Here is a 14,187-nt window from a genome sequence, read left to right on the forward strand (position 1 = left end):
GTGGGCAGTCACGGAAGCGTCCGCGAGTGGTTCATACAATTTGTGCAATACTACAACTTTCAAAGACCGCATCAAGCGCTCGACGGACGAACACCGGTCGAGGAGGCGACTAACTAGACAGTGCCATACAATACATAATGTTTAATATTCGAACGGGTTCGGCTCGGTTGGATGTCATGAACCGGCCGACTCGGCGGGCGACTTGCCAGTCACCTCCTCGCCCGTCGCAGACTCGAGCCGGACTCGCCGCCGCCGATGGGTACAAACCCGAGACGACCATACGGGGCCGTATGACCGAACTCCTCGACACCCTCCGCGACGACCACGAGACGCCGCTTTCCCGACTCGGCTCCTCGAAGGCGCTGTACGCCGTCACCGGCGGCGAGATGGACGGCGACGCGGTCCGCGCGGCCGCCGCCGCCGAGGCCGCCGCCGCCGCCGACCTGTTCGACTGGTGGGCCGACGACGAACCGAACGACGAGGCCGCCGCGCTCTTTTCGGACCTCGCCGACACCGCCCGCGAGCACGCCGACGCCGTCGGCGCGGAGCCTGACGGGTCGAAGCCGAACGTCTACGACGTGCTCGCCGAGTTCGAGACGACCGACGGCCGCCTCGGCGGCGCGCTCGCCCGCGCGCTCGTGTCGCTGAAGACCGTCGAGCAGATGGTCGGCTTCTTCGTCGGCGACGCGGACCCGATGGCCGCAAACGACTTCCGCACGCTCAAGTCCGACCTCAACGACCAACTCGACGCGCTCGGAGCCGCCGTCTCCGACCTCGTCGAAGACGACGCCGTCGCCCGCGAGGCCGCCGACGCGGTGGTCGAAGCCGCCTACGACGAGTACGTCGAGACGCTGGAAGGCATGGGCGTCAAGCCGAAGAACGTCTGCTGACTCGCTTTTTCATATCCGTGGTCGCGGGGCGACCCGCTCGGCGCGAAATCCGTCTTCGCTCACCGAGTGCCGACAGCGCCGACTGGCGGCGTAACGGGTGAGTTCCAGTAGAAACGAAGGGGTTTGTCAGCCGGTCGTCAGACGCCGGGGACGCCCTTGCGGTATTCGAGGACCTCGCTTCGGGCCTCGCGGACCGTCTCGGCGACGTCGCCGTCGAGGTCCTCGGCGAGGTCGTGGAGGACCGTCATGTGCCGGGCGAGTCGCCCGTGGTCCGGTCCCTGCTCGCGCGTCGCCAGCTTCGCGAGCTGGTCGGACTGTTCGTAGAGTCGCTCCTGTACGTCGCCGTCGGTCGCCTCGGCGGCTTCCTTGAGCAGGTTGCTCGCGCGTTCGAGTTCGGCTCGCGTCATACAGGAACGTTCGACAGCCCGCCCCAAAACCGTTCCTCCGGCGACAAGCACCGCCTCGCTCAAGTACGCCGCGACCCAAGGACCGGCAATGAGCGAGTCCGGTCCCCTGTCCGCCGACAGACCCGACGCAGACCGCGAATTCCGCGTCGACGCCCCCTTCGACCCCGCCGGCGACCAACCCGAGGCCATCGAGGCGCTGGCCCGCGGCTTCCGCGAGGGTGCCGACGTACAGACCCTGCTCGGTGTCACCGGCTCCGGCAAGACCAACACCGTCTCGTGGGTCGTCGAGGAGATTCAGAAGCCGACGCTCGTCCTCGCGCACAACAAGACCCTCGCCGCCCAGTTGTACGAGGAGTTCAAGGGGCTGTTTCCCGACAACGCCGTCGAGTACTTCGTCTCCTACTACGACTACTACCAGCCCGAGGCGTACATCGAACAGACCGACACCTACATCGACAAGGACATGTCGATAAACGAGGAAATAGACCGGCTCCGCCACTCCGCGACCCGGTCGCTTCTCACCCGCGACGACGTCATCGTCGTCGCCTCGGTGTCGGCCATCTACGGCCTCGGCGACCCGAAGAACTACACCGACCTGTCGCTCCGGCTGGAGGTCGGCCAACAGATGGACCGCGACGAACTGCTCCGCGCGCTCGTCGACCTCAACTACGAGCGCAACGACGTGGACTTCCGACAGGGCACGTTCCGCGTCCGCGGCGACACCGTCGAGGTGTTCCCGATGTACGGTCGCTACGCCGTCCGCATCGAGTTCTGGGGCGACGAAATCGACCGGATGCTGAAGCTCGACCCGCTTGCGGGCGAGGTGAAGTCGTCGGAGCCGGCGGTGCTCGTCCACCCGGCGGAACACTACTCCATCCCCGAAGAACAGCTCGAAGGAGCCATCTCGGAAATCGAGGAGTTGATGGAACAGCGGGTGAAGCACTTCCAGCGACAGGGCGACCTCGTGGCCGCCCAGCGCATCGAAGAGCGCACCACCTTCGACATCGAGATGCTCCGCGAGACGGGCCACTGCTCCGGCATCGAGAACTACTCGGTCCACCTCTCGGACCGCGAACCCGGCGACGCCCCCTACACGCTCCTCGACTACTTCCCCGACGACTTCCTCACCGTCATCGACGAGTCGCACGTCACGCTCCCGCAGATTAAGGGCCAGTACGCCGGCGACAAGTCCCGGAAGGACTCGCTGGTCGAAAACGGCTTCCGCCTGCCGACGGCCTACGACAACCGCCCGCTCACCTTCGAGGAGTTCGAAGAGACCGTCGGACAGGCGCTTTTCGTCTCCGCGACGCCCGGCGACTACGAGCGCGAGCACTCCGACCAAATCGTCGAGCAAATCGTCCGCCCGACCCACCTCGTGGATCCGAGGGTCGAGGTGACGGAGGCGACCGGGCAGGTCGACGACCTGATGGCCCGCATCGACGAGCGCATCGACCGCGACGAGCGCGTGCTCGTCACGACGCTCACGAAGCGGATGGCCGAGGACCTCACCGAGTACCTCGAAGAGGCCGGCGTCGACGTGGCCTACATGCACGACGAGACCGACACGCTCGAACGCCACGAACTCATCCGGTCGCTCCGCCTCGGCGACATCGACGTGCTCGTCGGCATCAACCTCCTCCGCGAGGGCCTCGACATCCCCGAAGTCTCCTTGGTCGCCATCCTCGACGCCGACCAGCAGGGCTTCCTGCGCTCGGAGACCACGCTCGTCCAGACGATGGGCCGCGCCGCCCGCAACGTCAACGGCGAGGTCGTGCTCTACGCCGACGAGATGACCGACGCGATGGAGGCCGCCATCTCCGAGACTCAGCGCCGCCGCCGCATCCAACAGGCGTTCAACGAGGAACACGGCTACACCCCGACGACCATCGAAAAGGAGGTCGGCGAGACGAACCTGCCGGGGAGCAAGACCGACACCCGCGGCGTCTCCGGCGACGAACCCGCCGACGCGGACGAGGCGGCGGAACAGATAGCGTTCCTCGAAGACCGGATGCAGGAGGCCGCCGACAACCTCGAATTCGAACTCGCCGCCGACATCCGCGACCGCATCCAGACGCTCCGCCGCGAGTTCGACGTGGACGCGCTCGAAGACGGCGTCGCGCCCGAGTACCCCGACGAACACGACGGCGAGGGCGACGACGGCCTGACGCCGCCGGACGAGTTCTGACCGGCCGTGTCCCAACCGCCAACCCTGACGTTCGCGGCCGGCGGCCTCCTCCGCCGCGACGACGGCCGACTCTGTCTCGTCCACCGACCGCGCTACGACGACTGGTCGCTCCCGAAGGGGAAACTCGAACCCGGCGAGACGCTGGTCGAGACCGCCGTCAGGGAGGTCCGCGAGGAGACGCGCTGCGCGGTCGACTGCGGCCGGTTCGCCGGGCGCTACGAGTACCGCGTCCCCGACGACGCGGGGACGCCGGGCGGGCCGAAGGGCGTGTTCGTCTGGCACATGCGCGTCGCCGACGAGCGCCCGTTCGAACCGGACGGCGAGGTCGACGCGCGCCGGTGGGTCACCCCGGCCGAAGCCCTCGAACGGCTCTCCTACGAGACCGAACGGGCGCTGGTCAGACGGCTGTTCGAACCCAACGAGTGAGCGCAGATTTTGGATAGAAACACATGTTACTGGTTTTTCGACGCGCGTCGGTGTGTGGACCGTACCCAAAATGCCGGGGCGACATTAAGACTTATTAGCCCATCCTCGCTATGCCCGTTCCACCGTGATCCGCACCTCGGCGGACGAGCCTGCAACCCACACCGTTCACCACGCCTACCCCAACGGAGGCATTACCTGAATGGTCCGCGGATTCGAGCACTCCGTGCTCGACAGTTCGGGCGGCCACGGCACGCCGGTCCCCCCGGCGTGCGACGCGGTCGCATCCTCGGGAGACGGTGAACGCGCGCGGGTCGGTGCCGCTGATGACTCGGCAAACGGGCTGTTTTCGACGCGTCACTCCACGCGAGTGCACGCGAACGTTACTGCGTACTGACAACAACGAGAACCATGAGCTCTCAGTCTCTCAGTCACGTCCAGAAGTCGTTCCTGAAGTACCAACACATCCTCGTGTTCATCGCTCCCCTGCTGTTCCTCGTCTCGGTGTTAACCATGGCACCGACGCCGTCGGGTGCAGGCATGGAGTACTGGCTCCAGTACTGGTGGCTGTTCCCGGTGTTCCTCACCGGCGCGACCATCGTGAACACGGTCGGCATCAGCGGGTCGGCGCTCTTCGTCCCGTTTCTCATCTTCATCTTCCCCATCTTCGCGCACCCGCTCGACTCGTCGACGCTGGTGAAGGTGGGCCTCATCAGCGAGGCGTTCGGCCTCTCCAGTTCGGCCGTCGCCTTCATCCAGTACGGGCTCGTCGACCGTCGACTGGCGCTGACGCTCGTCGGCGGGTCGATTCCGTTCGTCGTCGGCGGCGCGCTGCTTTCGTTCGTCATCCCCGACGTGGTGTTCCACGCGCTGCTCGGCATCGCGCTGCTCGCCGCGTCGTACCTGCTTTTCACCGCCGACCTCGGTCACGAGGACCACGGTTCGTCGGGCTCCGACCACGCCGCGGCCACCGACGGCGGCGTCTCCGCGAGCCTCCCCAACGACCCCGGTAAGCTCGGCCCCGCGGGCGTCAACACGGCCGACGACGGGACCGTCACCCGCGTCGACCGCGACGGCGACGACTACACCTACACCCGCGGCGGCTACCTGCGCCGCTTCGCCAACTACAGCGTCGGCGGGATGTTCCAGGGCCTCGCCGGCTTCGGTATCGGCGAACTCGGCATCATCTCGATGCTCGGCACGAAAGTTCCCGTCCGCGTCGCCATCGGTACGAACCACATCGTGGTCGCGCTGACCGCCATCCTGGCGTCGCTGGTCCACGTCTTCGGCGGCGGCCTCGTCGGCGGCCACTCGCTGAGCCTCGCGACGACGCCGTGGAACATGGTCGTCTTCACCGTCCCCGCGACGGTCCTCGGCGGCCAGATCGCGCCCTACGTGTCGAACGCGCTGGAGACGAGCGTCATCAAGAACTTCGTCGGCGTCCTGTTCGCCGTCATCTCGCTGGCGCTGTTCCTGATGGCGCTGGGCATCTGACGACCATCGACCCACTCACACATCCGAATCGCCCCCACCGGCACCACTTTCACAGTCCTCGATTCTGAACCCTCACCCATGTACGACCACATCCTGCTTCCGACCGACGGCAGTGACGCGACCGACGCGACAATCGAACACGCGGCGACCCTCGCCGAGACGTACGGCGCGACGGTCCACGTCCTGTCCGTGGCCGACTCGCGCAACCGCTTCGAGTCTCCCTCGGCCGGCATCGCGCCGGACGTGTGGGAGAAGTCCGAACTCGACCGCGCGGAGTCCGCGGCCGACGCCGCAGTCGAGGCGCTCCCCGAGGGCGTCGAGACCGAACGCATCGTCGTCGAGGGCGTCCCGCACTCGACCATCGTCGACTACGCCGCCGACGGCGACATCGACCTCGTCGTGATGGCGACCCACGGCCGCACCGGTCTCGACCACTACCTCGTCGGTTCCGTCACGGAGCGCGTCGTCCGGCAGTCGGACGCGCCGGTGTTGACCGTCCGCGCGGCGGGCGAAGAGTAAGACCCGGGCCTCTCGCGGTCCGCGCTACTCGAACTCTTCGGCCAGCGCGGCGCGGTGCTCGCGGCGCTTCTGGAGCGCCGCGTCGCGCAGTTCGCGCTCCTCTTGGGAGTCGCAGACGAGGTCCGGGACCGGAATCGGCTTCTCGTCGTCGTCAAGCGCGACGAACGTGAAAAAGGAGGTGATGGTCTCGCGGCGGTCGCCCTCGCTCGGCCGCTCGGCGGTCACGTCCACCTTGATGTCCATGCTGGTGCGGCCGGTGTCGAAGACGTACGCCTCGACGGTCACCACGTCGCCCACGTCGATGGGCGCGAGGAAGTCCACGTGGTCCATCGACGCCGTGACCACCTGCCGCTCGGCGAAGCGACGACCGGCGATGGCCCCGCAGACGTCCATCCACTCCAAAATCCGCCCCCCGAGGGCGCGCCCGAGGTTGTTCGTGTCGTTGGGCATCAGAATCTCGCTCATCTCGGCACGAGACGCCGACAGCGACCGCGTCCCGACCGACGACTGCTGTTGCATACCACACAGTCGGAGTCGGACGTGGTTAAATTATTCTACGTCGTGAAAAATGGAAATAAAGGCGATTAATCGCTCGGGTTGGGGGCGGCCGCCGCACGTCGCGCGACGTTTCAACGACCTAGATGATTAATAGTGTTTGTCACGTATGTGACGGTGTCTGCGCGAACCGCAGACCGGTGGTGGGACGCCGACGCCCGTCTCTCGTCCGCGTTCGGGGGAACGTTCCGACGGCTCAGACTCTCGTTCGGCCGGACGAGCGGGGAATCAGCCACGACCCGAAGTCGACGCACCGAGCGGTCTCCCGTCTCACGTCCGCCTCGCGCCTCGCCGAACCGCGACGGCCGGACGACGGGACTCGCGCCGGTCGCCCCCGCAGACCGGGCACGACGCTGCACCGGACCCTCGGTGCGTCGGGTGGGTTCGCGGCCGATTCGCGTATCGGATTTTTTCGCTCACTCGACGCGCTCAGTCTCGACGCCGCCGTCTTCGATCTCGATGTCGACGGCGTCCGCGGAGATGTCCGCCGTCTCGACGCCGTCCAACTCGCCGAGTATCTCGCCGATGTCGTCGAGGCCGAGGAGTTCGCGGGTCTCCTCGTCGAACGCCTTGCTTTCGAGTCCCGCCGCCTGCTGTACGTCGGAACCGCTCAGACCCTTCCCGTAGCGACCGAGCAGCGACGTGAGTTCCTGCGGCAGGACGTACGTCGCCGACGGCGAGGTGCCGATGTTCGCCAGCGTCTCCATGCCTTTGTCGATGATGGCGCGCTCGCCCATCGACTCCGCCGCGCGGGCCCGAAGCACCGTCGAGATGGCGTCGCCCTGCGCTTCGAGAATCTGCGACTGCTTTTCGCCCTGCGCGCGGATGATGTTCGACTGCTTGTCCCCCTCCGCTTTCTCGACGGCGGAGCGGCGCTCGCCCTGCGCTTCGAGAATCATGGCGCGGCGGCGGCGCTCGGCGGAGGTCTGCTGTTCCATCGCGTTCTCGACGTCCTTCGAGGGCTTCACCTCGCGGACCTCGACGGACTCCACGCGGACGCCCCACTCGTCGGTCGGCTCGTCGAGTTCCCGGCGGATGCGCGCGTTGATGTGGTCGCGTCGCGCCAGCGTGTCGTCGAGTTCCATGTCGCCGAGGGCGGCCCGGAGCGTCGTCTGGGCGAGCAGCGAGACGGCCCGGCGGTAGTTGTCGACCTGGAGGAAGGCGCGCTCGGGGTCCATCACGCGGATGTAGACGACGGCGTCGGCCGTGACCGGCGAGTTGTCCTCCGTGATGGCCTCTTGGGAGGGCACGTCTAACGTCTGGGTCCGCATGTCGAAGCGATAGGTCTTCGAGACGAACGGCGGGACGACGTTCAGCCCCGGTTCGAGGATTCCCTTGTAGTCGCCGAACACCGTCAGCGTCCGCTTTTCGTACGCCTGCACGATTTCGACCGCGTCGTACACCGCGGCGACGGCGAGCGCGATGACGACGTAGCCCGCGAGCGTCAGCGGCGTGACGGGGAAGACGACGACTGCGAGGCCGAAGACGACCACCGCGACCGCGAGGGGACCGAGCCACCGCGGGATTCGGCCGGGGTCGCTGTCGACCCGTTCCGCGCCCGACGACGAGGAACTCGCCGAGAGCCGGCCGAGTTGGTAGAACAGGCTGTCCATGGTGGAGAGTGACACCGAAGCGGAATAAAGCTACCCGGCCACCAACTATTTGGCCCCGAACGCCCCACGGCCCGATATGCGAACCAACCGCGGCCGAATCGACGTGGAGGACCTGCTGAAAATCATCCTCCTGCTCGTCCTCGTCTGGCTCGTCCTCGAAATCATCGGCGAGGTGCTCGGGCTGTTCGGCGCGTTGCTCGGCCCGCTCCAGCCGCTTTTGGGCCTCGTCGTCGCGGTGCTCATCATCCTCTGGCTGCTCGACCGAATCTAACCGTCGCCCGCGGCGACGACGATACGCCTTTGTGTCTCTCCCGTGAGACACGGGCGTGTACAGTCTGAACGTCCCGGTTCCGGGGCGGGTCGCCCGCCTCGCGTCCGACCTGTTTCCGTACCTCGCCCCGTTCGACCGGGCCCGCGACCGGCACACCCTCGTCTGTAAGCGGTTCGAAGACGTCGAGTTCGACCGCCTGCGCGAACAGTTGCGGCGCGCGCTCGCCGGGCAACCGGCGTTCGAAGCCCGCGTGACCGATATCCGGTTCTTCGAGGAGCCGCCCCGCGGAGCCGCGCCGGTCGTCTACCTCGCGGTCGAGAGCCCCGGCCTCCTCGACCTCCACCGCACGCTCGCAGACGAGTTCGGCGCTATCGAGGGGATAGAAGGTGACGACTACGTCCCGCACGTCACGCTCGCCCGCGGTGGCAGCCTCGCCGACGCCCGCGCGGTCGCGAGCCAACCGCTCGACCCCATCGAGTGGACCGTCTCACAGCTCGACGTCTACGACTCGTCGTTCCGCGAGACCGCCGCCTCGATTTCGCTTCCGGCCTGACCGCGAGGCCCTGACGGTCGTTGGAGATTCGACTGTCGTCGTCGCCGGCGGCGGCGCGCAGACCACTGTCCGTCACTCTCGCGCCCGGAGTCGCATCCCCATCGGCTCTTCGGGGTGCATCGTCAGCGACCCGCGGAGCGAGAACGGCTCGTCGCGGACGTAGTCGAGTTCGTATCGCTGGGCGACGGTGCCGAGGATGAGCCGGCCTTCGAGCAGCGAGAGGTGCTTGCCGATGCAGTGACGCGGCCCCCCGCCGAACGGGAAGTACGCGAAGCGCGGGCGGTCGACGGTCCGCTCGGACGCCCAGCGGTCCGGGTCGAACGAAAGCGGCTCGTCCCACCAGCGCTCCGAGCGGTGGACGACCCACTGCGGGAGCATGATGGCCGACCCCGCGGGGACGCGATAGCCGCCGAGGCGAACGTCCACCTTCGGCTCGCGGAACATGACGTACACCGGCGGGTACAGCCGCATCGCCTCGTTCAGCACGCGCTCGGTGTATTCCAGTTTTCGCACGTCCTCGAACGTCGGCGTCCGCCCGCCGAGCACCTCGTCCAGTTCGCGGTGGAGTTTCGCCTCCGCCTCGGGGTGTTGCGAGAGCAGATACCACGCGTACGTCAGCGTCAGCGCCGTCGTGTCGTGGCCCGCGAGGAGCATCGTCATCAGCTCGTCGCGGAGGTTCTGTTCGGTCTGCTCGCCCTCGTCGTAGGCGCGGAGCAGAATCGAAAGCAGGTCCATCGGCCGGTCGTCGCCCGTCGCGCCGGCCGGCACCGACGACGCCGGCGTCTCGCCGTACTCGGTCCCGCGGCGCTCCTCGACGATGTCCCAGACGAGCGATTCGAGCTTCGACAGCGCCTCTTTGTACTGGCGGTTCTCCCGCGTCGGTGCCCAGTCGGGCGTCAGGAACCGAAGCGGGTCGGGTTCGAACCGCGCGCCGAGCGGTTCGAGGTTCTCCTGTACCCGCCGGACGCGCCCCTCGTCGAGGTCGGTGCCGAACATGGCGTCGACGATTATCTCGACGGTCAGCCGCGCCATCTCCAACTGCACGTCGACCACGTCGCCGTCTCCCCACGACGACAGCATCGACTCCGTCCGGTCTGTCATCATGCCGGCCATCGTCGAGACGCGTCGCACGTCGAACGCCGGCTGGGCGAGCCGGCGCTGTTTCTTCCACGTCGCGCCCTCGCTCATGAGCAGGCCGTCGCCCAGCAGGTCGCCGATGGCGCGGTCTTGGAACTGCGGCTTCCTGAACTTCGACGCCTCGCTCACGAGCACCGTCTCGACGTCCGTCGGGTTCGTGAGCATGTACGTGTCGAGCGGGCCGAGGTCGAAGTGGATCACGTCGCCGTAGGCGTCCGCGACGGCCGTCAGGAACGTAAACGGGTCGCGGGCGTACTGCCTGCTCGCGCCGAACAACGGGAGGCCCTTCGGTCCGGGAGGGGTCGCACTCATCACCCTGTGTTGGTTCGAACAGGTAAGAACTGCACGGCGGTCGCGGTCGTCGCTCTCGCTCCGACTGCGAGCGCGACCCGCTCAGGGTCGCGGCGGGTCGCCGTCGTAGGCGTCGCGGTCGGTGTAGAAGTTCAGCATGGCGAACTTGAGTTTGTTCGGCGCGATGTCGACCATCTCGGCGCGCTCTTCGACCGGGAACGACCCGCGGACGCCGTACTTGCCCATCGAGGAGCTCTCGCGGGTGTAGCGCTTGTCGGCCAGCACGCGGACGCCGAAGTCGTCGGGCGCGCGGATGACCCGCCCGAGCGCCTGTCTGGTCTTTCGAATCGTCGGAATCTCGACGGCGTAGCGCCAGCCGGCGTCCTTCTTACCGCGGTAGGCGCGGTCGTAGGCGGCCTGTACCGCCTCCAGACGCTCGGAGAGATGCGGGTAGGGCACGCCGACGACCACGACGGTTCGGGCGTCGTCGCCGTCGAAGCTCACGCCCTCGGCGAGCGTCCCCCACAGCGAGGTGAGAAGCACCGCGCCGTCCTTGCCGACGAACTCCCGGCGCATCTCCTCGGCGCGGACGCCCGGCTCGTCCAAAAACAGCTCCGCGTCGACGTCCGGGTTGGCCCGCAGGCGCTCGTGGTGGCGCTCCGCCTCGGCGTACGACGGGAAGAACACGAGCGTGTTGCCCGGCGTGAAGGCGGCCGCGTCCGCGAGCATCTCCTCGATTGTCTGCTGCGTGCCGGGGTCGTCGCGCTCGGAGGAGAACAGCGCGGGCAGCGAGACGGAGAACGTCCGGCGGTTCTCCTCGGGGTATTCGAGGCCGTAGGCCATCGTCACCGGGTCTTCGAGGCCCAGCGTGCCCTCCGTCACGTCGAACGGGCGGAGCGTCGCCGACATCAGGATGCTCGCGTGGACCTCCTCGAACAGCTCTTTCGTGACCTCTCGCGGGATGCAGGTGTACAGCTCTGCGCGGCCGTAAATCTCGTCTGTGCCGCCGTCGCGGCGGACCGACAGCATCGGGTGGCGGCCGAGTTCGCCGCCCATCTCCGTCCAGTCGGCGATGAAGTTCGCCGCCTGGAGCGTCTGGCACTCCTTGCGCGTCGTCGCCTCGCCGTTCTTGTACGCGTCTTCGTACTGCTCGTCCAACTGCTTGCCCAACTGGAGGGCGAGTTCGACCTCCACGTCGATGCCGCGGCCCTCGTAGGACTGCAGGAACTCCATCGTCAGGTCGTCGCGGCGGCCCTGATTGGCGATAGAGAGGTCGTACCAGTTCTCGCCGACCTGCTCGCGCTCGCCGAAGCCGAACGCCTCCTCGTAGCTGTCGCGAAGCGCGTCGAGGAACGTCCCGATGACGTTGCGGGCGCTCTCGGCCCGCGAGTCGTCTTCGTCTTCCAGCTCGTTCATCGCGCTTTCGAGCGTGTTCTCGGTGAGCGCGCGACTCGCGTGGTCGCGGGCGGCGCTCTCGATGTTGTGCGCCTCGTCGAACACCGTAATCACGTCGTCGGGGTCGCGGTCCAACCACCGGAAGAACTGCTCGCGTATCATCGGGTCGAGCAGGTGGTGGTAGTTGCAGACGACGAGGTCGATGCCCTCCATGCCCTCCTTGAGCAGTTCGTAGCCGCAGAGGTTCTGCTTTCCCGCGTACTCGAAAATCTCGTCGGGCGTCCGCACGTCGTCGAACAGCCACTGGAAGAACTCGTCCGTGTTCCGCGTGAGGTTGTTGTAGTAGTGCTCGCAGTAGTTGCCCTCTTTCAACTCCTCCAGTTCGTCGTCGAGGGCGTCGAGTTCGTCCGTGACGGCGCTCCGCGCGTCGGCCGCTCCGGACTCGCCCTCGCGCATCCCGTCGAGGAGCGACTGCGCCTGCTCGGAGAGTTCGGCCTTGTCTGACTCCTTTTCGACGATGCTCCGGGTCGTATCTCGGAGGGTCTGGCACTCCTGAAAGCCCACGTCGATGTGGCACATCGAGGACTTCCCGCGGAACACCACCGCGCGGATGGCCTCCTCTCTGGTGATGGCGCGGGCGTCCTCGACGAACTGGCGCATCTGCTGGTGGACGTTGGTCGTGATGACGACCGTCTTGTCGTGCTCGCGGGCGTACGAGAGCGCGGGCACGAGCGCGGAGATGGTCTTCCCGGTCCCGGTCGCCCCTTCGAGGAGGACGTTCCGCTCGTCGTCGAGCGCGTCGGCGATGCCGGCCATCGCCGCCTCCTGATTTGGGTACGGCTCGTCGTACGGGAAGAACCGCCACGCGCCGTCCGCGTCGCCGTCGTCGGGTGCGCCGTTGGCGTGGGCCACGGGAGAATCTCGGCCGCCATCCGATTAAAAGGCTCGGAGCACCCACCCCGCCTTTTTCTCGGCGGCGACCGGCCGACAGACAAGACTCACAGAAACAACTGACAAATGTTCTATGCTTCGTCCGGACGTACTCACACCGGGTGAACCGAGATGGACCCGATACCGACAGCCGAGATGAAAGCGACGGTTCGGCACGTCGAAGAGGCGGTGTGGAACGGCCGTGACCCGGCGGCCTTCGACGAACTGGCGACCGACGACTTCGTCATGCACGACCCGATGGGCGACCGCGGCGTCGACGGCGCGCGCGAGATGGTTCAGGCGGTCCTCGACGGGACGCCGGACCTCGAATTCACCGTCGACGACCTGTTCGCCGCCGGCGACCGGGTCGCCGTCCGCTACACGCTCGAAGGGACGAACGAAGCGCCGTCGTACCTCACCGCGGAACCGACCGGGAACCACTGGCAGTCGAGCGGTATCACTATCTACCGCTTCGAGGGCGACAGAATCGCGGAACAGTGGGACGCCTTCGACTACTTCGGGACGATGCGGCAACTCGGGCTGATTCCGTCCGAGGCGGAGGCGGACGCCGAAGGCAGTGCGGGCGCGCCGGCGTAAGCGGCGGACTCGCTTATTCTTCGAGCAGTTCGACGATGAGGCCCTTCTGGGCGTGCAGGCGGTTCTCCGCCTGGTCCCAGACGAGCGAGCGCTCGCCTTCGAGCACGTCGCCGGTAATCTCCTCGCCGCGGTGGGCCGGCAGGCAGTGCATGACCTTCGCGTCGGTCCCCGAGAGCAACTCCTCGTTGAGCTGGAACCCCTCGAACGCCTGCAGTTTCTCGTGGCGCTGGTCCTCTTGACCCATCGAAATCCACACGTCGGTGTAGACCACGTCCGCGTCCGAAACGGCTTCTTCGGGGTCGGTCGTAATCGTCGGTGCCGAGCCGAGTTCGTCCGCCTTTTCGAGCACGTCGTCGTCGACGCCGTACGCCGGCGGCGTCGCCACGGTGAGGTCGATGCCGGCCATCGCACAGCCGAGGACGAACGACTGGCCGACGTTGTTGCCGTCGCCGACCCACGCCGCGGACACCTCGGCGAAGTCGCCGACGTGCTCGCGGATGGTGAGCAGGTCGGCGAGCGTCTGACAGGGGTGGGCGTCGTCGGTCAGGCCGTTGATGACCGGCGCGTCGGAGTGCTCGGCGATTTCGAGCAGGTCCTCGTGGTCGAACAGGCGGACCATGATGGCGTCGCCGTAGCGACCCAGCACGCGCGCGGTGTCCGAAAGCGGCTCGCCGTGGCCGAGCTGGATGTCCTCGGGGCCGAGGAACAGCGCGTGGCCGCCCAGTTCGGTCATCCCCGTCTCGAAGGAGACACGCGTCCGGGTACTCGGCTTCTCGAAGAGCATCGCCAGCGTCGCTCGGGTGAGCTGCGTCTCGTCGTCGCCGGACTTGATGTCGGCGGCGCGGGTGAGGACGCGGTCTAACTCCGATGCGCTGATGTCGTCGATGTCGGTGAAGTGGGTGGTTTCGAGCATTGTGTCGTGTGTCG

15 protein-coding genes are annotated in these 14,187 nt (G+C 67.1%); 9 read left to right on the forward strand and 6 right to left on the reverse strand.

The annotated features are described in order from the left end of the window. Positions 1–117, forward strand: a 117-nt coding sequence (locus NDI65_RS14460) for an integrase core domain-containing protein (protein WP_310893828.1), incomplete at its 5' end; no start/stop codon positions are given. A gap of 173 nt (positions 118–290) precedes the next feature. After that, positions 291–890, forward strand: coding sequence for a transcription antitermination protein (locus NDI65_RS14465; RefSeq protein WP_310893775.1), 600 nt, complete (start codon positions 291–293; stop codon positions 888–890). 137 nt (positions 891–1,027) lie between these two features. Here NDI65_RS14465 and NDI65_RS14470 read toward each other — a convergent pair whose 3' ends face one another. Continuing rightward, the gene (locus NDI65_RS14470; protein ID WP_007275806.1) at positions 1,028–1,297 is read right to left on the reverse strand and encodes a hypothetical protein; all 270 of its coding nucleotides are present in this window, start codon (positions 1,295–1,297) and stop codon (positions 1,028–1,030) included. An 88-nt stretch (positions 1,298–1,385) separates the two neighbouring features. Here NDI65_RS14470 and uvrB point away from each other — a divergent pair, with 88 nt between their 5' ends. The 4 genes from uvrB (at position 1,386) to NDI65_RS14490 (ending at position 5,918) form a co-directional block, all read left to right on the forward strand. Continuing rightward, a complete protein-coding gene (uvrB, locus tag NDI65_RS14475; RefSeq protein ID WP_089777139.1) occupies positions 1,386–3,482 on the forward strand; it encodes an excinuclease ABC subunit UvrB in 2,097 nt (698 codons plus the stop codon). Positions 3,483–3,488: 6 nt separating this feature from the next. After that, on the forward strand, positions 3,489–3,908 hold the full coding sequence (locus tag NDI65_RS14480; RefSeq protein ID WP_089777140.1) for an NUDIX hydrolase: 420 nt from the start codon (positions 3,489–3,491) through the stop codon (positions 3,906–3,908). Positions 3,909–4,316: 408 nt separating this feature from the next. After that, entirely contained in the window at positions 4,317–5,399 is a 1,083-nt protein-coding gene (locus NDI65_RS14485) for a sulfite exporter TauE/SafE family protein (RefSeq protein ID WP_089777142.1), read from the forward strand. 78 nt (positions 5,400–5,477) lie between these two features. Beyond that, positions 5,478–5,918 (forward strand): universal stress protein, encoded by a 441-nt coding sequence (locus NDI65_RS14490; protein WP_089777143.1) that lies wholly within the window; start codon positions 5,478–5,480, stop codon positions 5,916–5,918. A 24-nt stretch (positions 5,919–5,942) separates the two neighbouring features. Here NDI65_RS14490 and NDI65_RS14495 read toward each other — a convergent pair whose 3' ends face one another. Together NDI65_RS14495 and NDI65_RS14500 are read right to left on the reverse strand one after the other, a co-directional pair. After that, the gene (locus NDI65_RS14495; protein WP_042665339.1) at positions 5,943–6,437 is read right to left on the reverse strand and encodes an acyl-CoA thioesterase; all 495 of its coding nucleotides are present in this window, start codon (positions 6,435–6,437) and stop codon (positions 5,943–5,945) included. A 452-nt stretch (positions 6,438–6,889) separates the two neighbouring features. After that, complete coding sequence (locus tag NDI65_RS14500) at positions 6,890–8,086, reverse strand: SPFH domain-containing protein (protein WP_089777144.1); 1,197 nt, start codon at positions 8,084–8,086, stop codon at positions 6,890–6,892. A gap of 76 nt (positions 8,087–8,162) precedes the next feature. Here NDI65_RS14500 and NDI65_RS14505 point away from each other — a divergent pair, with 76 nt between their 5' ends. Both NDI65_RS14505 and NDI65_RS14510 read left to right on the forward strand, forming a co-directional pair. Then, positions 8,163–8,357 (forward strand): hypothetical protein, encoded by a 195-nt coding sequence (locus NDI65_RS14505; protein WP_089777145.1) that lies wholly within the window; start codon positions 8,163–8,165, stop codon positions 8,355–8,357. A 55-nt stretch (positions 8,358–8,412) separates the two neighbouring features. Beyond that, positions 8,413–8,910: a 2'-5' RNA ligase family protein gene (locus NDI65_RS14510; RefSeq protein ID WP_089777146.1), complete on the forward strand. Its 498-nt coding sequence runs from the start codon at positions 8,413–8,415 to the stop codon at positions 8,908–8,910. Positions 8,911–8,982: 72 nt separating this feature from the next. Here NDI65_RS14510 and NDI65_RS14515 read toward each other — a convergent pair whose 3' ends face one another. Together NDI65_RS14515 and NDI65_RS14520 are read right to left on the reverse strand one after the other, a co-directional pair. Next, positions 8,983–10,359 carry a cytochrome P450 gene (locus NDI65_RS14515; RefSeq protein WP_089777147.1) on the reverse strand — a complete coding sequence of 459 codons (1,377 nt, stop codon included), beginning with the start codon at positions 10,357–10,359 and terminating at the stop codon, positions 8,983–8,985. An 81-nt stretch (positions 10,360–10,440) separates the two neighbouring features. After that, positions 10,441–12,645 (reverse strand): ATP-dependent DNA helicase, encoded by a 2,205-nt coding sequence (locus NDI65_RS14520; RefSeq protein WP_310893776.1) that lies wholly within the window; start codon positions 12,643–12,645, stop codon positions 10,441–10,443. Between the two features lie 150 nt (positions 12,646–12,795). Between NDI65_RS14520 and NDI65_RS14525 the strand changes: the two genes are divergently transcribed. Then, positions 12,796–13,260, forward strand: a complete 465-nt coding sequence (locus NDI65_RS14525; protein WP_310893777.1) for an ester cyclase — start codon at positions 12,796–12,798, stop codon at positions 13,258–13,260. A gap of 13 nt (positions 13,261–13,273) precedes the next feature. On the opposite strand, the gene argF is transcribed toward NDI65_RS14525, so the two are convergent. Continuing rightward, positions 13,274–14,173, reverse strand: coding sequence for an ornithine carbamoyltransferase (gene argF, locus NDI65_RS14530; protein ID WP_310893778.1), 900 nt, complete (start codon positions 14,171–14,173; stop codon positions 13,274–13,276). Positions 14,174–14,187: the final 14 nt, after the last annotated feature.

The organism is Haloferax sp. S2CR25, from assembly GCF_031624535.1.
GTDB classification, from domain to species: Archaea; Halobacteriota; Halobacteria; order Halobacteriales; family Haloferacaceae; genus Haloferax; species Haloferax massiliensis.